The sequence below is a fragment of the Microbulbifer sp. SE14 genome, from assembly GCF_059834885.1.
Genome location: NZ_JCBAJA010000008.1, coordinates 72,427 through 96,031, shown reverse-complemented (window position 1 = coordinate 96,031; position 23,605 = coordinate 72,427). Strand labels below are relative to the sequence as shown.

Annotated in this window: 19 protein-coding genes; 14 read left to right on the top strand and 5 right to left on the bottom strand. The window is 62.7% G+C overall.

Features of this window, described 5'->3' with window-relative positions:
* Positions 1–123: 123 nt before the first annotated feature.
* The 4 genes from infA to trxB all read right to left on the bottom strand — a co-directional run bounded on the left by infA (position 124) and on the right by trxB (position 3,107).
* Complete coding sequence (gene infA, locus AC6R19_RS07995; RefSeq protein ID WP_067081888.1) at positions 124–342, bottom strand: translation initiation factor IF-1; 219 nt, start codon at positions 340–342, stop codon at positions 124–126.
* Positions 343–497: 155 nt separating this feature from the next.
* Positions 498–1,217: an arginyltransferase gene (locus AC6R19_RS07990; protein WP_500579269.1), complete on the bottom strand. Its 720-nt coding sequence runs from the start codon at positions 1,215–1,217 to the stop codon at positions 498–500.
* Positions 1,214–1,948, bottom strand: a complete 735-nt coding sequence (gene aat, locus AC6R19_RS07985) for a leucyl/phenylalanyl-tRNA--protein transferase (RefSeq protein ID WP_500579268.1) — start codon at positions 1,946–1,948, stop codon at positions 1,214–1,216. The genes AC6R19_RS07990 and aat overlap by 4 nt, the downstream gene beginning before the upstream one ends.
* 214 nt (positions 1,949–2,162) lie before the next feature.
* On the bottom strand, positions 2,163–3,107 hold the full coding sequence (gene trxB, locus AC6R19_RS07980) for a thioredoxin-disulfide reductase (protein ID WP_500579267.1): 945 nt from the start codon (positions 3,105–3,107) through the stop codon (positions 2,163–2,165).
* A gap of 407 nt (positions 3,108–3,514) precedes the next feature.
* On the opposite strand from trxB, the gene AC6R19_RS07975 reads away from it, so the two are divergent.
* The 7 genes from AC6R19_RS07975 (at position 3,515) to AC6R19_RS07945 (ending at position 11,753) form a co-directional block, all read left to right on the top strand.
* A complete protein-coding gene (locus AC6R19_RS07975) occupies positions 3,515–5,857 on the top strand; it encodes a DNA translocase FtsK (protein WP_500579266.1) in 2,343 nt (780 codons plus the stop codon).
* A 179-nt stretch (positions 5,858–6,036) separates the two neighbouring features.
* Complete coding sequence (lolA, locus tag AC6R19_RS07970; RefSeq protein WP_500579265.1) at positions 6,037–6,648, top strand: outer membrane lipoprotein periplasmic chaperone LolA; 612 nt, start codon at positions 6,037–6,039, stop codon at positions 6,646–6,648.
* A 6-nt stretch (positions 6,649–6,654) separates the two neighbouring features.
* Positions 6,655–8,019, top strand: a complete 1,365-nt coding sequence (locus tag AC6R19_RS07965) for a replication-associated recombination protein A (RefSeq protein WP_500579264.1) — start codon at positions 6,655–6,657, stop codon at positions 8,017–8,019.
* Positions 8,020–8,037: 18 nt separating this feature from the next.
* Positions 8,038–8,412 (top strand): fluoride efflux transporter CrcB, encoded by a 375-nt coding sequence (crcB, locus tag AC6R19_RS07960; RefSeq protein ID WP_500579263.1) that lies wholly within the window; start codon positions 8,038–8,040, stop codon positions 8,410–8,412.
* 110 nt (positions 8,413–8,522) lie between these two features.
* Entirely contained in the window at positions 8,523–9,812 is a 1,290-nt protein-coding gene (gene serS, locus AC6R19_RS07955) for a serine--tRNA ligase (RefSeq protein WP_500579262.1), read from the top strand.
* A gap of 203 nt (positions 9,813–10,015) precedes the next feature.
* On the top strand, positions 10,016–11,401 hold the full coding sequence (gene cysG, locus AC6R19_RS07950; protein ID WP_500579261.1) for a siroheme synthase CysG: 1,386 nt from the start codon (positions 10,016–10,018) through the stop codon (positions 11,399–11,401).
* Between the two features lie 88 nt (positions 11,402–11,489).
* Positions 11,490–11,753, top strand: a complete 264-nt coding sequence (locus tag AC6R19_RS07945; protein WP_500579260.1) for a hypothetical protein — start codon at positions 11,490–11,492, stop codon at positions 11,751–11,753.
* A gap of 47 nt (positions 11,754–11,800) precedes the next feature.
* Here AC6R19_RS07945 and AC6R19_RS07940 read toward each other — a convergent pair whose 3' ends face one another.
* Complete coding sequence (locus tag AC6R19_RS07940) at positions 11,801–14,161, bottom strand: penicillin acylase family protein (RefSeq protein ID WP_500579259.1); 2,361 nt, start codon at positions 14,159–14,161, stop codon at positions 11,801–11,803.
* A gap of 296 nt (positions 14,162–14,457) precedes the next feature.
* Between AC6R19_RS07940 and AC6R19_RS07935 the strand changes: the two genes are divergently transcribed.
* From AC6R19_RS07935 to AC6R19_RS07905, 7 genes are all read left to right on the top strand, one after another.
* A complete protein-coding gene (locus AC6R19_RS07935; RefSeq protein ID WP_500579258.1) occupies positions 14,458–17,061 on the top strand; it encodes a TonB-dependent receptor in 2,604 nt (867 codons plus the stop codon).
* A gap of 186 nt (positions 17,062–17,247) precedes the next feature.
* Entirely contained in the window at positions 17,248–18,531 is a 1,284-nt protein-coding gene (egtB, locus tag AC6R19_RS07930) for an ergothioneine biosynthesis protein EgtB (protein WP_500579257.1), read from the top strand.
* A gap of 9 nt (positions 18,532–18,540) precedes the next feature.
* Positions 18,541–19,503 carry an L-histidine N(alpha)-methyltransferase gene (gene egtD / locus AC6R19_RS07925; protein ID WP_500579338.1) on the top strand — a complete coding sequence of 321 codons (963 nt, stop codon included), beginning with the start codon at positions 18,541–18,543 and terminating at the stop codon, positions 19,501–19,503.
* Positions 19,487–19,981 (top strand): DUF411 domain-containing protein, encoded by a 495-nt coding sequence (locus AC6R19_RS07920; RefSeq protein ID WP_500579256.1) that lies wholly within the window; start codon positions 19,487–19,489, stop codon positions 19,979–19,981. Before egtD ends, AC6R19_RS07920 begins: the two co-directional genes overlap by 17 nt.
* A 209-nt stretch (positions 19,982–20,190) precedes the next feature.
* Positions 20,191–21,594 (top strand): hypothetical protein, encoded by a 1,404-nt coding sequence (locus AC6R19_RS07915; RefSeq protein ID WP_500579255.1) that lies wholly within the window; start codon positions 20,191–20,193, stop codon positions 21,592–21,594.
* Between the two features lie 86 nt (positions 21,595–21,680).
* On the top strand, positions 21,681–22,661 hold the full coding sequence (locus AC6R19_RS07910) for a hydrolase (RefSeq protein ID WP_500579254.1): 981 nt from the start codon (positions 21,681–21,683) through the stop codon (positions 22,659–22,661).
* Between the two features lie 316 nt (positions 22,662–22,977).
* Entirely contained in the window at positions 22,978–23,604 is a 627-nt protein-coding gene (locus AC6R19_RS07905) for an RNA polymerase factor sigma-70 (RefSeq protein ID WP_500579253.1), read from the top strand.
* Position 23,605 lies beyond the last annotated feature (1 nt).

The window sequence follows — 23,605 nt, the reverse complement described above, 5'->3', positions numbered from 1 at the left end:
CAGCGCACCCTACGGAGTGGCCAGTGTAAGAGGATACGACAAAACGAAAAAAGCCACCTTTTGGGTGGCTTCTTTCGTTTTGGGCCGGTGTTTCTTAACTGATCACACCACCGACCACTCACATCAGCGGGCGCGGTAGGTTATGCGGCCCTTGGTGAGGTCGTAGGGAGTCAGCTCCACCTTGACCTTGTCGCCAGTGAGGATACGAATATAGTTCTTGCGCATCTTTCCAGAGATATGCGCGATCACCACGTGTCCATTTTCCAGTTTTACGCGGAAAGTGGTGTTGGGCAGGGTGTCGATCACCTCGCCTTCCATTTCAATGTAATCGTCTTTTGCCATGCGGCAGTAACCTTCAAAAATAACTAGTTCTGAGCTTTACCCCGGTGGCACTCAGGCCAGGCCGCGGCGCGACGGGCGAGCATTTTGCACGAAAAGCCACAATAGAGCAAAGGCGGAGTCACACGTAGGTTGAGCCTGACTCATTGGGTAGCCGATTAGCGGGACTTCAGCGCCCAGCGGTTTTCCCTGAGCAGTTCCGTGGGCTGGAACTGGCTCTTGTAGGCCATCTTCTGGCACTGCTCTATCCAGTAACCCAGGTAGAGGCTGGGCAGGCCCAGGCGCCGCGCCCACTCTATCTGGTAGAGGATGCAGTAGCTGCCGAGGCTGCGCTTGTCCTCGTCGGGGTCGAAGAAAGTATAGATGGCCGACAGTCCGGCGGTGAGCAGGTCGGCCACGGCCACGGCCACCAGCCGACCGCGGGCGCGGAACTCGACATAGCGGGTGCTGCCCCAGGCCTGGGTCAGGAAGCTGCGGAACTGGTCCCGGCTGGGCGGGTACATCTCACCGTCCGCGTGGCGCCGCTCGATATAGCGCGCGTAGAGCTCGTAGTGCTCGTCGGTATCTATGCTCTCGACGTGGAAGATATCCAGATCCTTGTTGCGGCGCCAGCAGCGGCGCTGTCTGCGGTCCGGCACAAACAGGCTCACCGGGACCCGGGCGGGTATGCAGGCCTGGCAGGCGGCGCACTGGGGGCGGTAGAGGTAGCCGCCGCTGCGGCGGAAGCCCAGCTCGGACAGGCGGCTGTAGAGACGCTGGTCAATGGGGGTCTGCGGATCCACGAATACGGTGGTGGCCTCCCGGTCGGGGAGATAGCCGCAGGGGTGGGGCAGAGTGGCCAGCAGGCGCACGGAATCCAGTTGGGAATACTTACTCATGGCTCCACGGCAGTCTCATAGCACCACGACAGTTTCCACGGCTGCGGGAGGGGCGGTTGTTCCACTCCAATCTCCAGCAGTCGCTCGAAATCCTCGCGAGGCACTTCCACCGCCCCCAGGCTGCTCAGGTGAGGATTGCTAACCTGGCAGTCGATCATCGGGCAGCTCCACAATTCTAACTGCCGCACCAGGTGGACAAAAGCGACTTTGGAGGCGTCGGTTTCGCGGTGGAACATGGATTCGCCGAAGAAGATGCGCCCCAGGGCCACGCCGTAGAGGCCGCCCACCAGCTCCCCCTCGCGCCACACCTCGACCGAGTGGGCATGACCGAGGCGGTGCATCTCCAGGTAGGCATCGCGCATTTCACCGGTGATCCAGGTGCCCTCGGCGTCGGCGCGGGGTGCGCGGCAGGCCTCGATCACCCGATCGAATGCCCGGTCGAATGTCACCTGGAAGGTGCCGCGGCGCAGTACCTTGCGCAGGCTGCGGCCTATGCGGAACAGATCTGGCAGGACCACGCAGCGGGGCGAGGGGCTCCACCAGAGGATCGGCTGGTCGTCGGAATACCAGGGGAAGATGCCGCGGCGATAGGCGGCCAGCAGCCACTCGGGACTCAGGTCGCCGCCGATGGCCAGCAGGCCGTTGGGGTCCCTGAGGGCGAGCCCGGTCGGCGGGAATTCGATCCGCTCGGGATCGAGCAGTGTCAGGTGGCCGTCGTTGGTTCCGGTCATGCTCGAACCTCCTTGGCTGGTGCGGATGCCCGTAAGAAAGTTCCGGGGCGGCCCTCGGCATCAGGGCCTATGCACCAGGCTCCGAAGTCTTTTCCGAGTCCGCAGGGCGGATAAGCGCCAAGCGCATCCGCCGCCGTGGTTGGTGGATGCGCTGACGCTTATCCACCCTAAAATCTCACCCGAGTCCCGAGTCCCGAGTCCCCAGCCCCGAAAATCACTGCGCGTCCAGGAACCGCTCCGCATCCAGTGCCGCCATACAGCCGGTGCCCGCTGAAGTGACCGCCTGGCGGTAGATATGGTCGGAGACGTCGCCGGCGGCGAAGACGCCGGGCACGGAGGTCTGGGTGGCGTTGCCGTCCAGGCCGCTCTGCACAATGATGTAGCCGCCATTCATCTCCAACTGGCCCTCGAAGATATCGGTGTTCGGCTTGTGGCCGATGGCGATAAACACGCCGGACACATCCAGCTCTTGGGTGCTGTCGTCCTGGGTGCTGCGCAGGCGCACGCCGGTGACCCCATTGTCGTCGCCCAGCACCTCGTCCAGGGTGTTGTGCCAGCAGACGTTGATATTGCCGTTCTCCACCTTGTCCATCAGGCGGTCCTGCAGGATCTTCTCCGCGCGCAGCTCGTCGCGGCGGTGGATCAGGGTCACTTCGCTGGCGATATTGGACAGATAGAGCGCCTCTTCCACTGCGGTGTTGCCGCCGCCGACAACCGCCACCTTCTGGTCGCGGTAGAAGAAGCCGTCACAGGTGGCGCAGGCGCTGACACCGCGACCCTGGTAGGCCTCTTCGGAGGGCAGGCCCAGGTACTGGGCGGAGGCGCCAGTGGCGATAATCAGTGCATCACAGGTGTAGGTGTCGTTGCCCTTCAGGGTAAAGGGGCGCTGCTTCAGGTCCACGGAATCAATGTGGTCGAAAATGATCTGGGTATCGAATCGCTCCGCGTGCTGCTGCATCTGCACCATCAGGTCCGGGCCCTGCAGGTCGGCGACGCCGCCGGGCCAGTTTTCCACTTCGGTGGTGGTGGTCAGCTGGCCGCCCTGTTGCATGCCGGTGATCACGACCGGATTGAGGTTGGCGCGGGCGGCGTAGATGGCTGCGGTGTAACCGGCGGGGCCGGAGCCGAGGATAATCAGTCGATGGTGGTTGTTGCTCATGAAAGACTCTTGTACAGACAATTAAAGACAGTGTATTCCGTGAATCGGGCGTCAACCCGCCCGCCTGTTTTTTGATCAGTTCAGGCTATCAAGTTGGCGGCCATGATAGGCGATAGACCCCGGTCGACGAAATAGTTTGGCTTTATCTGGCCTATTGGAGGCCTCTATTTTGCTGCAGGAAGAAGGCCGCTGCCGGTTGCTGGAGAAAACTCCAAAATAGTCACAGAAAACATTAAAAATCTGTCCTATCATATTGATTTTAAATAACTAAATAGCACTTGAAGTAAAGTCTCAACTGGGCCGCCGGTAGCATTTGCGCGGCGCCTGTAGTACACAGTCGGCTGCTGGGGGGGTAACGCCGCCAACCCGACACCAACAAGCAGAGACAACAGCACCGAGGTAAGCCATTGAAGGCCGATAGCGCGACCGATCAAGCCACCGACGAAAACGGACCCCTGCCGGACTCCCTGATCGCCCGCCTGCTGCGCGAGGGGGCGCTGATCGCGCTACTGGCTGGCGCCCTGTTGCTGGCGATCAGCCTGGTGAGCTACGACGCGGGGGACCCGGGCTGGTCCCACACCGGCCACAGCGGCCAGGTGCACAATGCGATAGGACCCACCGGCGCCTGGCTGGCAGATGTCTGCCTGTCCCTACTGGGTTGGATGGCCTATCTCTTTCCGCTGCTGATCGGCTGGCGCGCCTTCCGCATACTGCGCGACCGCAATGCGCGCTTTCACGGGCCCCTGTTCGCCCTGCGGGTCTTCGGCCTGGCGCTGCTGCTGGTCACCGGCGCGGGCCTTGCCACCCTCTGCTTTGCCCAGGCCTCGGAGCCGCTGCCTTTCTCCAACGGCGGCATTATCGGCGTGACCGTGTCCGAGGCGGCGGAAACCAGCCTCGGCTATGTGGGCGCAACCATACTGCTGCTGGCGCTTTTCGCCATCGGCATCACCGTGTTTACCGGTCTCTCCTGGCTGAAGCTGGCGGACGCCATAGGCCGCAATATCCTCGGTTTCATCGCCTGGCTCGGCAACCGCTACCAGCGCTCGCGGCAGAGGCGCGCCGAGGAGCGCGCGGCGCGGCAGGCCATAGTGGTGCGCAAGGCCGCCGTGGAGGAGGAGAAGCAGCGCACCGCCAAGCGGCTGCCACCGAAGATTGAGCCCGCGGCGCCCAAGCCCAAGCAGAGCCCCCGCGCCGCCAAGGAAAAGCAGGGCGAACTCTTCTCCGCGGGGCCGGTGACCGGCACACTGCCGCCACTGTCGCTGCTGGATGCCCCGGACAAGAACAAGAAGGCGGGCTTCTCCCGCGAGTCCCTCGAGGCGCTGTCGCGCCTGCTCGAGCTCAAGCTGAAGGATTTCGGCGTGGTCGCCGAGGTGGTATCGGTGCTGCCGGGCCCGGTGGTGACCCGCTTCGAGATACAGCCGGCGCCGGGGGTCAAGGTCAGCAAGATCTCCAACCTGGCCAAGGACCTGGCCCGCTCCCTGGCGGTGATCAGCGTGCGCGTGGTGGAGGTGATCCCGGGCAAATCCGTGGTGGGTATCGAGATACCCAACGAGAACCGCCAGATGGTGCGCCTCAGCGAGGTGCTGTCGGCGGACGTCTACGACAACGCCAAGTCCGCCCTGACCCTGGCGCTGGGCCACGATATCGCAGGCACACCGGTGGTGGCGGACCTGGCCAAGATGCCGCACCTGCTGGTGGCGGGCACCACAGGTTCCGGTAAGTCCGTCGGTATCAACGTGATGCTGCTGTCCCTACTGTACAAGTCGACGCCGGAAGAGGTGCGCCTGATCCTGGTGGACCCGAAGATGCTGGAGCTATCGGTCTACGAGGGGATTCCGCACCTGCTGACCCCGGTGATTACCGACATGAACGACGCCGCCAACGGCCTGCGCTGGTGCGTGGGGGAGATGGAGCGGCGCTACAAGTTGATGGCGGCCATGGGTGTGCGCAACCTGGCGGGCTTCAATCGCAAGGTGAAGGAAGCGATAGAGGCCGGCGAGCCGCTGGAGGATCCCACCTGGCAGCCGGACCCGCTGTCCAGCGTGCCGGAGGCGGAGCAGACGCGCCCACACCTGAAGCCGCTGCCGGCCATCGTCGTGGTGATCGACGAGTTCGCAGACATGATGATGATCGTCGGCAAGAAGGTGGAGCAGCTGATCGCGCGTATCGCGCAGAAGGCCCGCGCCGCCGGCATCCACCTGCTGCTGGCCACCCAGCGCCCGTCGGTGGATGTGATCACCGGCCTGATCAAGGCCAACGTGCCCACCCGCATCGCCTTCCAGGTGTCCTCCAAGATCGACTCCCGCACCATCCTCGACCAGGGCGGCGCCGAGCAGTTGCTCGGTCACGGCGACATGCTCTACCTGCCACCGGGCAGCGGTGTGCCGGTGCGGGTGCACGGCGCCTTCGTCGACGACCACGAGGTGCACAAGGTGGTGGCGGACTGGAGCCGCCGCGGCGAGCCGGACTATATCGACGGCATCACCGACGACTCCGCGAACAGTATCCCGGTGCCGGGCCTGCAGACCGAGGGTGGCGAGGAGGACGACCCCGAGGCCGACGCCCTCTACGACGAGGCGGTGGCCTTCGTCACCAAGTCGCGCAAGGCCTCCATCTCCTCGGTGCAGCGCCAGCTGCGCATCGGCTACAATCGCGCCGCGCGCCTGATAGACGCCATGGAATCCGCCGGCGTGGTTTCCCCGGCGGAGCACAACGGCAACCGCACCGTGCTGGCCCCGCCACCGGCCTGAAGATCAATTGATGGACAATGTGTAGGTTGGGCTGAGCTCCGCGAAGCCCAACAGGCAGCGCGGCAAAGTGTTGGGCTTCGCAGAGCTCAGCCCAACCTGCGCCAGCGACACCGGGTTCAGCCGGGGTTCACTCCCCGGCAACTAATCTTTAGGGAAATCCCCCACAGGAATATGCAGTTATGAAAAAGCTTCTGCGCAATTCACTGGTGGCCCTGGGCCTTGTTGCCACCACCGCCTGGGCCGACGCCACCGACGAACTGAGCCGCCTGCTGCAGCCCCTGGCGGCGCTCTCCGGCAACTTCCAGCAGACGCTGATCGACGAGCGCGGCGAGGTGCTGCAGAAGAGCAGCGGCAACTTCTCGGTACAGCGCCCGGGCAAGCTGCGCTGGCAGACCGGCGAGCCATTCCCGCAACTGCTGGTCACCAACAACAAGAAGCTGTGGCTCTACGACCCGGACCTGGAGCAGGTCACCATCCGCCCGGTGGACAAGCGCATGAAGGAGACCCCCGCGCTGCTGCTCGGCGGCAAGGTGGAGGAGATCCGCGGTTCCTTCAATGTCAAAAGCCAAAAGGGCGGTTACCAGCTGACGCCGAAAAACGCCTCGGCGCCCTTCAAGTCCATGGAGATCCGCTTCGGCAAGAACGGCCTGCCGTCGGGCATGACCGTGCGCGACGGCATGGGACAGACCACCAGGATCAAGTTCAGCGGCGTCAAGCCCAACCCTAAGCTGTCTTCCTCAATCTTCAACTTCAAGCCGCCGAAAGGTACCGACGTGGTTCGAGATGAATAGCCCGCGATGAGTGACCTGTTTCAGCCAGCCCCCCAACACCAATTTTCGAGGGGCCAACCCCTGGCCGCACGCATGCGGCCGGACTCCCTGGCCCAGTACGTGGGCCAGACGCATTTATTGGGCCCGGGAAAACCCCTGCGCGAGGCGGTGGAGCGCGGCCAGCTGCACTCGATGGTGCTGTGGGGGCCGCCCGGTGTGGGCAAGACCACCTTCGCGCGCCTGCTGGCCAAAGAGTGCGATGCGCGTTTCGCGACCCTGTCCGCGGTGCTCGCCGGCGTCAAGGAGATACGCCAGGCGGTGGCGGAGGCCGAGCAGCACAGTGCCCAGTTCGGCCGCGGCACCATACTGTTCGTGGACGAGGTGCACCGCTTCAACAAGGCGCAGCAGGACGCCTTCCTGCCCTATGTGGAGGAGGGCACCGTCACCTTCGTCGGCGCCACCACGGAGAATCCGTCCTTTGAGCTGAACAATGCGCTGCTGTCCCGCTGCCGCGTCTACCTGCTGCGTTCGATCGCCGAGGAGGAGCTGCTGGGGTTATTGCGGCGCGCCCTGAAGGACGACGAGGAGCTGGCACGGCGGGATATCACTTTCGCCGACGAGGTACTGGAGAAAATCGCCCGGGCCGCCGACGGCGACGCCCGCAGTGCCCTGAACCTGCTGGAGATCGCCTGCGACCTGTCGAGGGAGGAGGGTGGCCGGCACCTGGTCGACGAGGCCGTGCTGGCGGAAGTGCTGAGTGCCGATGTGCGCCGCTTCGACAAGGACGGCGACTACTTCTACGACCAGATCTCGGCGATGCACAAGTCGGTGCGCGGGTCGGATCCGGACGCGGCCCTCTACTGGTTCGCGCGCATGCTCGACGGCGGCTGCGATCCGCTGTATATCGCCCGCCGCGTGGTGCGCATGGCCAGCGAGGATATCGGCAACGCCGACCCCCGCGCGCTGCAACTGGCCCTGAACGCCTGGGATGTACAGGAGCGCCTCGGCAGCCCCGAGGGGGAACTGGCCATCGCCCAGGCGGTGACCTACCTGGCGGTGGCGGCCAAGAGCAATGCCGTCTACAGCGCCTACAAGCGGGTGCTGGCGGATATCCGCCGCGACCCCAGCTACGAGGTGCCGATCCACCTGCGCAACGCGCCCACCAGGCTGGCCAGGAGCATGGCCCACGGCGCCGACTACCGCTACGCCCACGACGAGCCCGATGCCTTCGCCGCCGGGGAGAATTATCTTCCCGAGGAGATAGCCGGGCGCAGCTACTACCAGCCGGTGCCCCGCGGGCTGGAGCTGAAGATCGGCGAGAAGCTGGAACACCTGCGCCGGCTCAACCGCGAGAGCGACCAACAGCGCTACAAAAACACGAAAAACAACTGAATTCGGGGTGGACCCCTAATGCAATGGCTGGCAATCGCCCTGGGGGGCGCTGTTGGGGCGATTTTTCGCCACCTGATCACCGTATGGAGCTACCCGGTCTTCAACGGTAAGTTTCCACTCGGCACCCTGATCGTCAATGTCAGCGGCTCCTTCCTGATCGGCATCGCTTATGTACTGATCGTCGAGAGAGCGATGCTCGGTCCGGAGTGGCGGCTGTTGTTGATGACCGGCTTCTTCGGGGCCCTGACCACCTTCTCCACCTTCTCGCTGGAAAGCCTGATGTTGTGGCACAATGGCCAACCTTTGACGGCCCTGGGCTATATCCTGATCAGCCTGGCACTGTGCCTGGCATCCACCGGGGCCGCCATCGCACTGGCGATGAAATACTTGTAGGAGCGGCCGATGGCCGCGATCGGCCTTGGCGAAACTCCCGTATTCCAATCGCGGCCAGCGGCCGCTCCTACAGTGGAAACAACATTTTTAAACGAATCAAAAACACGAAAATGCTCGACCCAAAACTCATTCGCACCCAAATGGATCAAGTGGCCGCGGCCCTGAAAAAGCGCGGCGTGGAACTGGACACGGCCAGGCTGGAAAGCCTCGAGGAGCGCCGCAAGGAACTGCAGGTGCGCACCGAGAGCCTGCAGAACGAGCGCAACAGCAAATCCAAGAATATCGGCCGGGCCAAGGCCGCCGGAGAGGATATAGCCCCGCTGCTTAAGGAGGTGGAATCCCTCGGCGGCGAACTGAACGATGCCAAGCACGCACTGACCGAACTGCAGGAGGAACTGGACGCAATCCTGTCCGCAATCCCGAACCTGCCGGATGAGTCGGTGCCGGAAGGCGAGAGCGAAGACGACAATGTCGAGGTGCGCCGCTGGGGCCAGCCGCGCGAGTTCGACTTCGAGATCCTGGACCACGTGGACCTGGGCGCTCAGCTGGGCGGGCTGGATTTCGAGATGGCCACCAAGCTCACCGGCTCGCGCTTCGCGGTGATGACCGGCCAGCTGGCCAGGCTGCACCGCGCCCTGGCGCAGTTTATGCTCGACACCCATATCGAGGAACACGGTTACCGCGAGGCCAATGTGCCGGTGATCGTCAACGGCGACTCCCTCTACGGCACCTCCCAGTTGCCCAAGTTCGAGGAGGACCTGTTCAAGCTTACCGACGAGCGCGGCTTCTACCTGATCCCCACCGCGGAAGTGCCGCTGACCAACTTCTACCGCGACGAGATCGTCGAGGACGCCCAGTCCCTGCCGCACAAGTTCGTCGCCCACACCCCGTGTTTCCGCTCCGAGGCCGGCTCCCACGGCCGCGACACCCGCGGCATGATCCGCCAGCACCAGTTCGAGAAAGTGGAGCTGGTGTGGGTGACCCGCCCGGACCAGTCGGAAGAGGCGCTGGAAACCCTGACCCGGAACGCCGAAACGATCCTACAGAAGCTGAACCTGCCTTACCGCACCGTGATTCTGTGCGGCGGTGATATCGGCTTCGCCGCGCGCAAGACCTACGATATCGAGGTGTGGATACCGTCCCAGGACAAGTACCGGGAAATCTCCTCCTGCTCCCTGGTGGGTGACTTCCAGGCGCGGCGCATGAAGGCCCGCTGGCGCAACCCGGAAACCGGCAAGCCGGAGTTGCTGCACACCCTGAACGGCTCCGGTCTGGCGGTGGGCCGCACCCTGATCGCGGTGCTGGAAAACTACCAGCGCGCGGACGGCAGTATAGAGGTGCCCGAGGTGCTGCGCCCCTATATGCGCGGGCTGGAAGTCATCGCTGTGGAGTCTGCATAATCATCTCGGGACTCGGGACTCGGGACTCGGGACTCGGGACTCGGGACTCGGGACTCGGGACTCGGGACTCGGGACTCGCTTGACGCTTATCCGCCCTAAGGCTTGGCCCGGAATCTGCATAACTTAGCCCGTTGGCGCGAGGATGATCTTCGCCCGCAGCCCAGAGGGCCGACACGGGGTCGGCCCGACAACGGAATTTCGTCTTGCGTTATCTACCTCTCGCCTTTGATGTCAAAGGCCGCCCCTGCCTGATCGTCGGCGGCGGCTCCATAGCCACGCGCAAGGCGCGCCTGCTGGCCAGGGCCGGCGCGCGCCTGCTGGTGGTATCTCCCGCAGTTACCGACGAACTGCAACAGCTGATCGAGGCCAGCGGGGGGCAGTTTTTCCGGGCCAAATACAACGCGGATTTTCTCGACGGCGTCGACCTGGTCGTCGCCGCCACCGCGGACAGCGACATCAATCGCGCCGTCTCCGCCGATGCCCGGTCCCGGCGCCTGCCGGTCAATGTGGTGGATGCCCCAAAACTGTGCACCTTTGCCTTCCCGGCGATCGTCGAGCGCGGGCCTCTATCGATCGGCATCAGTAGCGGCGGCGCGGCGCCGGTGCTGGCGCGGCGCATCCGCGCGCAGCTGGAGGCGCTGCTGTCCCCGGGCATCGCCTCCCTGGCGGAACTGGCGGCGCGCATGCGCGACAGGGTCAAGGCGGCGCTGCCGGAGGCGCAGCGCAAGGATTTCTGGCAGTGGGTTTTTACCGGTCCCGTGGCATCTCGGGTAGAGGCGGGCAAGACCGCCGAGGGTGAAGCGGAACTGCTCGCGGCCCTGCAGCAGTGGGCCGGCAGCCCTGCGCCGGGCGGCGAGGTCTACCTGGTCGGCGGCGGCCCGGGTGATCCGGACCTGCTGACCTTCCGTGCCCTGCGCCTGATGCAGGAGGCGGACGTGGTGCTCTACGACCGCCTGGTGTCCCCACAGGTACTGGATCTGGTGCGCCGCGACGCCGAGCGCATCTATGTGGGCAAGAAGAAAGAATTCCACTCGGTGCCCCAAGACGATATCAACCAGCTGCTGGTCGATCTCGCCAAACAGGGCAAGAAGGTGCTGCGTCTGAAGGGTGGCGATCCCTTTATCTTCGGCCGCGGCGGCGAGGAAATAGACCGGCTGGCGGAGGCCCGCATTCCTTTCCAGGTGGTGCCGGGTATTACCGCCGCCTCCGGCTGTTCCAGCTACGCCGGTATTCCGCTGACCCACCGCGACCACGCGCAGTCGGTGCGCTTTATTACCGGGCATTTAAAACAGGGCGAACTGGAGTTGCCCTGGGCCGAACTGGCTTCGCCGGGGCAGACCCTCGTCTTCTACATGGGCCTCACCGGCCTCGAGACCATCTGCTCCCAATTGATGGCCCACGGCCTGCCGGCGGAGACGCCGGCGGCACTGGTGGAGAAGGGCACCACCAGAGAGCAGCGCGTCGTGGTGGGGAACCTGGCCACACTGCCGAAGCTGGCTGAGACGGAGGAGGTGGAAGCGCCGGCGCTGACGATTGTCGGCGGCGTCGTCAGCCTGCACGAAAAGCTGCGCTGGTATAAACCCGAGTAAAATCCAGTCCTCCTACAAGGGGGAAGAGAGACTTCCGGATTAATTCGAGCATCTATACTGCAATGGAAGTTTGCGTGTGGTGCTCGATATGCTGCTGGCCCTGATCCGGTTTTACTGCACTCTTTTAGTGCGATTCTTTCTTCCGCGGGAGAGCGAAATGTGCATTCCCAGTGCGGAGGACAGCCACACCCGTCGCTACTCCCATCGCTATCGCCTGAAAAGAAACTGGGTGAAAAATCTCTGGATAGGCACTTCGCTGTTGATGCTCTGTTTTCCGCTGCTGCCTTTCGTGCTGGTAATCGGCCTACTCACCTCTTTCCTTTCTTTCGCAATTCTCGACGAGACTGCGTAGGTTGGGGTGAGCTCTGCGAACCCCAACCTACGGCCCTGACCACCGACCTACCGAAGCGTAAGCGTGTAACGGCTCTCTCCCTCTGAAAGCGGCGACGGATTTCCGTCAACCCAGTCCCGGTGGCCATTGCCAAAGAAGGGGGACAGCGGGTGTGCACTCTGCCCCGTGGCCATATGGAAGATCCCGCTGTCCTCGCGCCCGGGCGCGACCACCATGCGCTCGGAGGCGCCGTGGGTGGGGGACTGGAAGCGGGGCATATGGGTATCGCCGGAGAGCTGGTCCGCGGGCATGGCGGTAAACCAGTTGATTGCCGCCACTGCCCTGCCCAGCGGGTGGCGGATGCGCGCGGTATTCTCTGCGCCCCAGGTCTGCTCGGCCAACGGGCGGCCGTCCGCGGCCATTTCCGCCAACACCCGGTCCAGGGCCGCCAGCTTCAGGGATCGCCAGGATTCGAAGTCCGGATTCAGCAACTGTGCCGGCTCCTGTTGCGCCATCTCCCAGAGCGCATATTCGAACTGGCGCTTGAGTGGCCCGAAGGAAAAGTCCGGCTGATGGCGGCGCATATAGGTCAGTATCGGCGCTGTGGCGATCTCCATAAATTTCAAACGGTAGTTGCGCACTATGCGGTAGCCGACGGAATCGGCGCTGGCGCGGCCGCCCCAATTCTGTAGCTGGTCACGCACATCGCCGTAGTTTTCCTGGCCTTCCAGCAGGGCCAGCAAATGCTCCTGCCAGCGCCGCAGGAAGACAGCGCGATCGTCCAGCTGGATATCCAGCAGCGCCTGTTCGTCGAACGTTTCGCGGGCGAAGAGATCGTCGCGAATCTGCTGCTGGCGTGCGCCCAGGGCGTAGCCGTCGTTGCCCATGATACGCAGGTATTCGCCGTCCATCGTGCGCGCGTTGGCGGTCCAGATGCGGTGGGAGGGCGGGTCGTAGACCCGCGGTTGCTCCTCCAGCGTCAGGTAGCCGTCCCAGTAGGCGGTGCCGTCGGCCCAGGATACGGAGCGGCTGCCGTCCAGTCCGACCCTCCGGGGAATCGGGCCACCCACCGTCCAGCCGATATGGCCGTCCCTGTCGCCGACAACCAGGTTCTGGTGCGGTATGCCCAGCTCCGGGCCCAGGTCCAGGGCCTCTTTCGCCGAGGTGACCGTCTCCAGGCGCAGCAGGTTCAGGTTGCCGCCGCGGATATCGTGGGCGATCCAGCGATAGGCGAGGGGGGCTCCCCAGTGGTTTTCGGCTACCACCGGCCCCCAGATGGTTTTGCGCACCGCCAGGGTTTCCGCCTCGGCGCCTTTTATTTCGATGGTCTCGCGTTCAATATCGAAGTCTCGCCAGCCGTCCGGCGTACGGTACTGACTGCGGTCTTCGCTCAGCTCCAGCGGAATCAGGTCACCCCAATCGCCAAAGGTATTGGTAAAGCCCCAGGCCACCAGGCCGTTGCTGCCGACCACGGCGATGGGACCGCCGGGCAGGGTGGCACCGCGCATAAACCGGTCGGTGCCGGGAAGGTTCCAGCCGGCGCGGTACCAGATGTTGGGCACGTTAAGGCCCAGGTGCATGTCGTCCGCCAGTATGGCGCCGCCGTGATCGGTCAGGGCGCCGCCGACCACCCAGTTGTTGCTGCCATAGATCTTGTCGTCGCTCTCCAGCGGTTGGTAGGCGATGGCATCGCCGTCTTCGAGCAGTGCGGCGACGGGCGTCTGCGGAATTGTCACCGGGCCGCGCGCCTCGCCGATCAGCGGTGCGTCCCAGCTGCCGCCGGCGGGAAAATAGAACTCGTAGAGGTCCCGGGGCAGCAGCTCCGCCAGGGCGGTGTCGCGCAGTTCGAACTTGCCAATGGGACTCTGCAGGGTCAGGTACATGCTGAAAATCGTCAGCAGGCTGTCGGCGCTGGTCCAGGGCTCCGGCTCCCGGCCGAGCAGGGTGTACTCCCAGGGATTCGCGCCCAGCTGTTGCAGGCCATAGTTCACCCCCTCAACATATTTCTCCAGCAGCAGCCTCTGGCCCTGGGGGAGGGCCGCGATATTGCGCTCGGCGCGCTTGCGGAACTGGTGCAGGCGCACGGCTTTGTCGTGCTCCAGCGCCGCCGCACCGACCAGCCCGGACAGCTCTCCGGCGGAATTGCGCCGCAGCAGGTCCATCTGGAAGAAGCGCTCCTGGGCGTGCAGGAAGCCCAGTGCAAAAGCACTGCTGTTGCGGTCCTCTGATTCGATCAGGGCAATGCCCTGGGCATCCCGGCGGATGGTGACCGGAGCATGCAGTGCGCCCCCGGTATCCAAGGCACCCTCCAGGACCGGCAGGCTCTGTCGCAGCCACAGCCGAGTCGCGACCAGCAACAGCAGGATTACAACGGCGAGGCCGATCAGCAGGCGGGGAAGGGAGCGAAGGAAGGGGTGACTCTGGGCCATGGGGGCTCCGGCTGGACATTATTGTACTTGTTGCGATTCGGGATTCTAGCAACAGGAGGCGGTACCAGAATAGTTACTCAGGGATACAAACCAGTCACAAAAAATGATTTTATGTGGAATTTGATGCCATTAAGGTGCCGGTTCTTTATTGCGTGCCCCAGAGAACTGACCAGTCACTAGAAAAAAGTCATAACAGGCTTTCAAATCGCCTTGTGTGATCGTAAGATGGCGCCCAATAACAAAAAAAGACACAAAACATCACGCTTTTCTATAACAACAAACGCGAGGACGCGATGATGCACGACGCCGATCAGAACGGGAAAATCCGTCAGTTCAGCCTGTCTACCCTCTCCGGAGCCATTGCCTTTGCCACTGCGATCAGCGGCACGGCCTACGCTGCGGAAATCGAGGAAGTAGTGGTAACCGCGCAGAAACGTGCGGAAAACCTGCAGGACGTACCCATTGCCATCTCTGCCGTTACCGGCGACAACATCAAAGCCATGGGCGTCAAGAACCTGACCGACCTGGGCAAGTCAACGCCCGGCGTCGAGATGAACAACGACACGCCCCTGCAGCCCACCTATAACATTCGCGGTATCCAGACCTCCGACTTCACTGTGGGCTCCGACCCGGCAGTGGCTGTCTATGTCGACGGGGTCTACAACGGCCGCGGCGCCGGTGCCGAGATTCCGCTGGCGGATATCGAGCGGGTGGAAGTACTGAAGGGCCCGCAGGGCACCCTGTTCGGCCGCAACGCCACCGGTGGTGCCATCCATATCATCACCAAGAAACCGCAGGCTGACGATACCGTGGAACTGGGCCTGACTGCCGGCAACTACGGCCGCCAGTCCACGGACCTGCTGATCAACCGCCAGCTGAGCGATAACCTCTACGGCCGCCTGACCGCATCGACTAACCGCCGAGACGCTTATGCCGATAATCTGGCGGGCGGCGCCTCCTCCGGCAACCAGGACACCCAGACCTACCGCGCCTCCCTGCTGTGGGAGCCGACGGCTGATACCGAGGTCCTGTGGCGAGCGGATTACGGAGTGATGGATCAGGGCAGTGCTGTGCGTACGTCCATAGTCCCCAGCCTGCAGGCGATGGACGGTGGCAGTGACGTGTTCGGCGATTACGCCCTGGATACCCCAACCATTGAAGACCGGGATTCTTTCGGTACCTCCCTGACCGTTACCAGTGACTTTGAAGATTTCACCTTCACCTCCATCACTGCCTTCAGCAAGTTCGATTCGCACCTGCAGCAGGACGAGGACGGCACCGCGAATCCGGACTACATGTTCGGCTCCGCCAACTTCGACGAGCAGGAGCAGTTCTCCCAGGAGTTCCGCCTCAACGGCGCCACCGATACCCTGAAGTGGACTCTCGGTGCCTCCTATTCCCAGGAGAAGGTGGAGCACCTGACCGAAGCCTATTTTACCGGCGGCTCTCTGGAATCCTTCGCGGTATACGAAGGTTTGAAAGCTAACCCCGAAACATTCGGTATTCCTCAGGCCGTCTTCGATCAGATGACAACCACGCAAAAAGAAGAGGCTGCCGTCCAGGCACGCCAAGCAATGATTGCAATGGGTCAGGAAGGTGGTGCCGTTACCCAGTTTATGTATGACCTGTTTGTTGCGCCTGGAGGTGCAGAGGACCAACTGTTTACCGCTATCGGTCTTCCCACCAATTACGAGCTACAGCGGCAGCAACTGTTCGGCGCCCTCTATTTGGGTGTAGCGCCCTTTGTGGCCGACGACACCCCTTGGGACGAGAGCGTATTTAACGAAGGCGATTACCGCTCCGCGGCCATCTACGGCGATTTCACCTGGAGCCTCACCGACAAGATGGATCTGACTGTCGGTGCGCGCTACACCCAGGACAAGAAAGATTTCTCCATCGTCAGCAGCTATCAGAACACTCTGCCGGTTGGAGATATGGCCATCAACGTGATGGATGAGAATGGCAACCCGGTGATGGTACCCGACGGTAATGGCGGCCAAGTGCCCCTCACCATCAACCTCGCGCAGCTGCCGCCACAGCGTTTCGGCCTGGCCTTCAACAATAACGGCATCGCCGACCTCAACCAGCCGCTGAGCGATTCCTGGAGCGATATCTCCGGTCGCATAGTGCTGGACTACCGCTGGAACGACGACGTCATGACCTACGCCTCACTGGCGGAAGGCTTCAAGGCGGGCGGTTTCAACAGCTTCAGTGCGGCGCCGGGTATCGACCCCTCGTTTGATCAGGAAGACGTCACCAACCTGGAAGTCGGCATCAAGAGCAACCTGTTCGACAACCGCATGCAGCTGAACGCGGCGGTTTACAGCTACGAGTACGACAACCTGCAGGAACTGGATCTGGTGGGCAGGCCCATCCCCAACTACTACCTGCGCAACGCCGATGCCGAAGGGCAGGGCGCGGAAGTGGAAGTGCTCTGGGCTGCTACGGACAACCTCCTGATCGGCGGCAACTACTCGCATCTGGAAACCGAATACACCCGTTACCAGATCCTCGAGGCCGCGGGTGAAACCGAAGAGGACTCCCGCGTAGGCCAGCCGCGCGTGGGTACTCCGGAGAACAAGTTCAACCTGATGGCGGAGTACACCTTCGACCTGGCTTCCGGTGCCAACGTGGTGCTGCGTGGGGATTACAACTGGACCGACGAGCGCGTCGGCACCATCGCCGATCCCAGTCGTGTGGTGGAGGACTACCAGCTGCTGAACCTGCGCGCCGGCTGGAACAGCGCCTCTGACCGCTACTCCGCGGCCCTGTGGGTGCAGAACGCCACCGACGAGGAGATCGCCGGCGGTTACGGTGGTACCGGCTCGGCCATCGGCGCCAGCCCCGCCTGGCGCTACATGCCGCGTATGTACGGCGCCGACTTCACCGTGCGTTTCTAAGCTGAAAGCCAAATCAGCCTGATGAGAGGGGCCGGCCCATGCCGGCCCCTTTTATATTGCGAACTTTTGGATCCGACAGAAACTGGCGCGAATTGGCTCTTATTGCCCGGCGATTTCGTGGGAATCCCGGCAAAACTGCGTATGATCAATGACAAGTATTTGAACTGATCGCAGTCGGCAGTCCCCATGACCATATTCGCGGGTGAGGTAGACACAGAAATCCGGCAGCAACTCCTTACGCGCTACACGCGAATCCGCGGGGAGACGGAGCAGTTGGCGGATCCGCTGTCGGCAGAGGACATGCAGCTGCAGTCGATGCCGGACGCCAGCCCCGCCAAGTGGCACCTGGCCCACACCAGCTGGTTCTTCGAGACTTTCGTTTTGCGCCAGCAGCTCCCCGGCTACCGCCAGTTCGATCCCGATTTCCACCACCTGTTCAATTCCTACTACAACAGCCTCGGCACGCCCTTCAGCCGCCCGCAGCGCGGCCTGCTGTCACGCCCCGACCTGGACACCGTCTTCGCCTATCGGCGTGCCGTCGACAGCGGCATGGAAAAACTGTTGGGCGATTGCGCCGCTACGCGGGAGCTGGAAGCCCTGATCACCCTGGGACTGAATCACGAGCAGCAGCACCAGGAACTGCTGCTGACGGATATCAAGCACGCCTTTTCCATCAATCCGACATTGCCCGCCTATACGGATACCTCCATCGAAGAGGAGGAAGAAGGCCGGCCCAGTGAGCTGGAATGGCTGGAGATTCCCGGTGCTGTCTACAGCATCGGGTCCGAGGGAGAGCACTTTTATTTCGACAACGAAAGCCCGGCGCACCAGCAGTTGCTGCGGGATTTCCGCATCGCCTCGCGCCTGGTGACCAACGGCGAATTCCTGGAGTTTATCGAGGATGGCGGCTATCGCGAGCCACGCCTGTGGCTTTCAGATGGCTGGGCGAATGTGCGACAGCTGGATCACGAGCAGCCGCTTTACTGGCAGAAGCGGGAAGGGCGTTGGTACCAGTTTACCCTGGGCGGCCTGCAGCCGATCGTCGAAACCGAGCCCGTTTGTCATATCAATTTCTACGAGGCCGACGCCTACGCCACCTGGGCCGGCTGCCGCCTGCCTACTGAATTTGAATGGGAAGCGGCGGCCTGCCTGCTGCGCAAACCGGACCAGCTCGCAACCGCCAATATGCTGGAAAAGCGTACCTTCCGCCCCTTGAGCGCCGGCAGCGGGCAGACCCAGTTTCTCGGTGACCTCTGGGAGTGGACCTCCAGCGCCTACCTGCCGTACCCCGGTTTCCGCGCCAGTATAGCGGCCGTGGGCGAGTACAACGGCAAGTTTATGTGCAACCAGAAGGTGTTGCGCGGCGGTTCCTGTATTACACCGGCGGAACATATCCGCATGAGTTACCGCAATTTCTTCTATCCACATCAATCGTGGCAATTTACCGGTATCCGCCTGGCAGGAGACTGAATTGTGAATATGGCCTTGTCGCCCACTGGCAATCGACAGTTGCAGGAAAGCGAATTTCTCAGGGATGTGTTGGGAGGCCTGAATGGTGAACAGAAGACACTGCCGTGTAAATACCTCTACGACGAGACTGGCTCCCGCCTGTTCGAACGTATCTGCGAGCTGGATGACTACTACCTGACCCGGACTGAGGCCGACATCTTCGCCGAGTACATAGCCGATATGGCGCGGCAGGTAGGCCCCGGAGCCCTGGTCGTGGAACCGGGCGCGGGTAACTGCGAAAAAGTGCAGCCGCTACTGCAACAGCTGGACAGCCCCGCCGGCTACTACCCCATCGATATTTCCCCCGAGATCCTGCTCGCTGCCCGGGAGCGGATCACCTCGCAACTGCCCGGACTCGAGGTACGGGCGTCAGTCGGGGACTTTACCCAGCCGGAAGTCTGGCGGGGCCTGGGTCGGCTGCCCGCGCAGAGAAGAGTGCTGTTCTTTCCCGGCTCCACCATTGGCAACTTCACCCCCCGGCAAGCCGAAGAACTGCTCGGCTTCTTTGCCTCCATGCTGAAGAGCGGCGACGGCCTGCTGATCGGCACTGACCTTGTCAAGGATTCCGTCGTACTGGAAAGGGCCTACGCAGACAGCGACCATGTCACCGCTGCCTTCAACAAGAACATACTCGCGCGCATCAACAGCGAGTTGGACGCGGACTTTGATCTGTCCCTCTTTGCCCACAGGGCCTTTTACCATCCGCTGAGGCAGAGGGTAGAAATGCACCTCGTCAGCCTGAAGAGCCATTGTGTGCGCGTCGCCGGTACGCAGGTGACATTCAGGGAAGGGGAGACCATCCACACCGAAAACAGCCACAAATATTCCGTTCCGGGCTTTAACCGCCTGCTCAGCAAAGCCGGCTTCGCGCCGGTCAGCCACTGGAGCGACGCGCAACAGCGCTATGCAGTCCACTATGCACAGGTCAGCTGACTCAGCCGTTGTTCTATTCCTGCTGGCTGGCCTGCTCTGGGTGCCGCCTCTCCATGCGTCGGATCCCCCGTCGGCAACCGACCCGGACGGCTTCGTCGTCTACAAGAACCCGGTGTGTTTCTGCTGTAAAAAGTGGATTCGCCACCTGGAAAGCGGCGGCCTGAACACGGAAGTTTCCTACCGCATCGACATGGGCGAGGTGAAAGGGCAGTGGGGTGTGCCACAGGGTATGGGGAGCTGCCACACCGCGGTCTGGCACGGGAAATATGTATTCGAGGGTCATGTCCCGGTCAAGTATATCCTGCAGTTTCTCGCCGATCCCCCGGAGGGCAGCTTCGGCCTGACGGTGCCGGGCATGCCGGTGGGCAGCCCTGGCATGTACGACGGCAAGACCTTCGAGCCCTACAATATCTACCTGCTGTTGCGAGGCGGCGACTACCGCCTCTATGCCCGTGTCGAGAAGCCGGGAGATCAATAGCTCCGGTCGACGCCTCTCGCGACAAGGCGATAGTTTCGCGCCAATCTGGAGCCTTAGCCCACCACTGTCGCCATCACAGCCAAAATCTATTGGCAGCTTCCATCCCCTTGGTCTATCTAATTGAATGCCTCTCGCAGCGGTAGCGCCACTTGGCGCTTGTGAAGCTCACCTGAAAGAACAAAACAAATGCTGTTTTGCGGAGGAGCTTTATGTCCAGTCACGCCTCTATTTTTTCAATCTGTTCCCGGGTAGCCCTGGCCGGACTTGTCGCGATTTCCGTCCCGGCCCTGGCGCAAATGAGTGCACCGCCGAGCAGCTATATGCCGGTAGTGGACAAGGAGAGTTTCAGCACCACCCTGAAACGGATGGAAGGGGAAAAGCCCGAGATACTCAAGCGCCACAAGGCCCTGCTGAACCAGCGCTACGACCTGTCCGACCGGCCCGCAAGTGGCGTTACCATGAGCGGTGGCAAGGCAGTACAGGCCGGGGTGCGGGTCAAATTGCCCCGCGGTACCAGTTGGGATCAGCTCGCCAAGATGCCGCCGTCGGAAATCAAGGAAAAGGGTCTGTGGCCCGAGGGTTTCTATCCGTTGCCGCACCCCAACCAGAACGAGGGCGGCATGCTGTTCCCGGAATTCCATATCGATGAAGTCAAGAAACTGGAGGGGAGGGACCTGACCCGTTTCGACCTCGACTTCGTACTGCCGGACGAATTCCTGCCCGAGTTCCCGCCGCCCATCTTCCTGACCACCCGTCCGGACCTGGGCGATGTATCCCAGGGCAAGCTGGTCAACCTGACGAATTTCTTCGACCTGTTTAACGGCATCCTGAACCCGAAGCAGCTCGAGGGCATGCGCCTGCTGGTGACACCCTTCCCCCAGCAGCAGTTCAATGCCACCTGGGACAGGCGCTCGGAGAAACCCAGCCAGGGGGTCGCCTGCCTGGACTGCCACGTCAACGGGCACACCAACGCGGCCACCCACCTGGTGGGCGACATACGCCCGCAGAAGCACCGCCACCGCATCGACACGCCGACGTTGCGCGGGGTCAACATCCAGCGGCTTTTCGGCTCCCAGCGCGCCCTGAAAAGCGTGGAGGATTTTACCGAGTTCGAGCAGCGCGCCGCCTATTTCGACGGCGACCCGGTAATCGCCACCAAGAAGGGCGTCAACATCCTCGAGCGGGGCAGCCAGGTGCACTTCATGGCGGAGGTGCAGGAGTTGTTCGACTTCCCGCCGGCACCCAAGCTGGGCCTGCTGGGACGACTGGACAAGAACCTGGCCACGGAGCAGGAGTTGCGCGGGGAGGAGGTCTTCTTCGGCAAGGGGCAATGTTCCGTCTGCCACACTCCCCCTTACTTCACCGACAACCTGATGCACAACCTGCGCGCAGAGCGCTTCTTCAAGCCGAAAATGATAAACGGCCGCCTGGCCAGCGCCGATGGCCCGATCAAGACCTTTCCCCTGCGCGGTATCAAGGACTCGCCGCCCTATCTGCACGACGGCCGCCTGATGACCCTGGACGATACGGTGGAGTTCTTCAATATCGTGCTGGGCACCCAGTTGACCGAACAGGAGAAGAGGGATTTGGTGGCCTACATGTACACGCTTTGAAATTGAAAGTCGCCTGTTGAATGCACTGTTTGGTTCCGCGACGGAAAAACCGTTAAGGTGCGCGTTCAGCTAGCTGGTTTCGATGTATGACTGAGAAGTTCTCGCCCGCTACAGGCCTGGGCAACTGCTACCTGCAGACGGTATTTGCCCGCTTTCACCGCCCACAGCCCTGGGTCGTCACCGAGTGCCGCTGGTACGACACGCCGGACGGCGACCGCCTGGCCCTGCACACGCCCCGACCCCTCGAGGACAATCCTGCGCGCCCGCTGGTGCTGGTGCTCCACGGTCTCGAGGGCTCGGTGGCATCGCCCTATGCTCAGGGGCTGATGGAATCCCTGTTGGAACAGGACTACCAGGTGGCGGTGATGCACTTTCGCGGCTGTGGGGGCGTTCCGAACCGACTGCCGCGCGCCTATCACAGCGGCGACAGCGAGGATCCGCGCTGGCTCGCCGGCGAACTCAAGAGGCAGCTGCCGAACACGCCGATCATGGCCGTGGGCTACTCCCTCGGCGGCAATGTGCTGTTGAAATGGCTGGGAGAGGACGGGCAGGGCAGTCCCCTCAGCGCCGCCGTGGCCGTCTCGGCGCCGATGGACCTGCACGCCTGCAGCCGGCGGATCGACAGCGGCCTGTCCCGCGTCTACCAGCGGCACCTGTTGCGGTGCCTGCGAGTGAGCCTGCAACAGAAGGCGGCGGACCCGAATCTCGCCGCAGCCATGCCGAGACTGGACGAGGAGGCGCACTTCAGCAGCTTCCGCCGGTTCGACGACGCCTTCACCGCACCGCTGCACGGCTTCCGCGATGTGGACGACTATTACACCCGCGCGTCCAGCAAGCCGCTGCTCAGGGATATCCGCGTGCCGACGCTGATCATTCACGCGGTGGACGACCCCTTTATCTGCCCCTCGGCGATTCCTTCGAAAAGTGAGGTCAGCCCCAGCGTAGACCTCGAAGTCAGCGACAAGGGTGGCCATGTGGGCTTTGTCGGCGGCAGCCTGTGGCGGCCCCACTACTGGCTGGAGCGGCGGATACCGAATTTTCTGAATTCGGTGTTCAAATCCAACTAGCCCGATATGCCCCGATTGATGGGTAGGTCGCTCCGCTCCTTTGACTCGCGCCGTCCATGGCGCTCGCCCGCTTCGCGGGCGCCTCCGGCGTCCAAATCGGCGGTCCTGCCGATTTCTGCCCATCCTACTTCCGTTATTTCTGTTCTACCTGGAACGGGGACAAATTCTTACAAGAGGGCGGGTCGCCTGTGTAAGAAACGGGTCTGTTGAGCGACTGATTACTACGAAGGGGCGCTTGGTCGCGGCCGGAAGCATGCGGGTGGAGGCCTGTATCGGCTACTATCCGGGGGTCCCGGCGTTGATTGAGGAGTAGTCTGTGAGCGAAAACGCGGCCCCGGATGCCGACAAACTGAGCGGCGATACAGTGGCGTCGCCACTGGCCGATAACCGCTTCCTGGGGGAACTGCGACAGCAGATGCACCGCTTCGCCAGCCTGCAGCTGGGCGACGTCCAGTTGGCGGAGGACGCGGTGCAGGAGGCCCTGGTAGGGGCACTGAAGAATGCCCGCACCTTCAGCGGCCGCGCGGCGCTCAAGACCTGGATGTTCGCGATACTGAAGTACAAGATCGCCGATACCCTGCGCCAGCGGCGCCGCTTTGTGGATGCCGACCAGCTGCTGCGCAGTGACAGGGAAGAAGACAGCTTTGATGAGCTGTTCGACCGGCACGGCCACTGGTACCGCCACGAACGTCCGGCGCACTGGGAGAACCCGGAGTCGGCGATTCACGACAAGCATTTCTGGCGCATATTCGAGGCCTGCCTGGATCACTTGCCGGCGCGCCAGGCGCGGCTATTCATGATGCGGGAATTCATCGAGCTGGAGAGTCACGAGATCTGTGCCGCGGCGGGGATCAGCGTCAGCAACCTGAACGTGACCCTGCACCGGGCCCGCCTGCGGCTGCGCGAGTGCCTGGAAAACAACTGGTTTGTGCGGGAGGGATAAG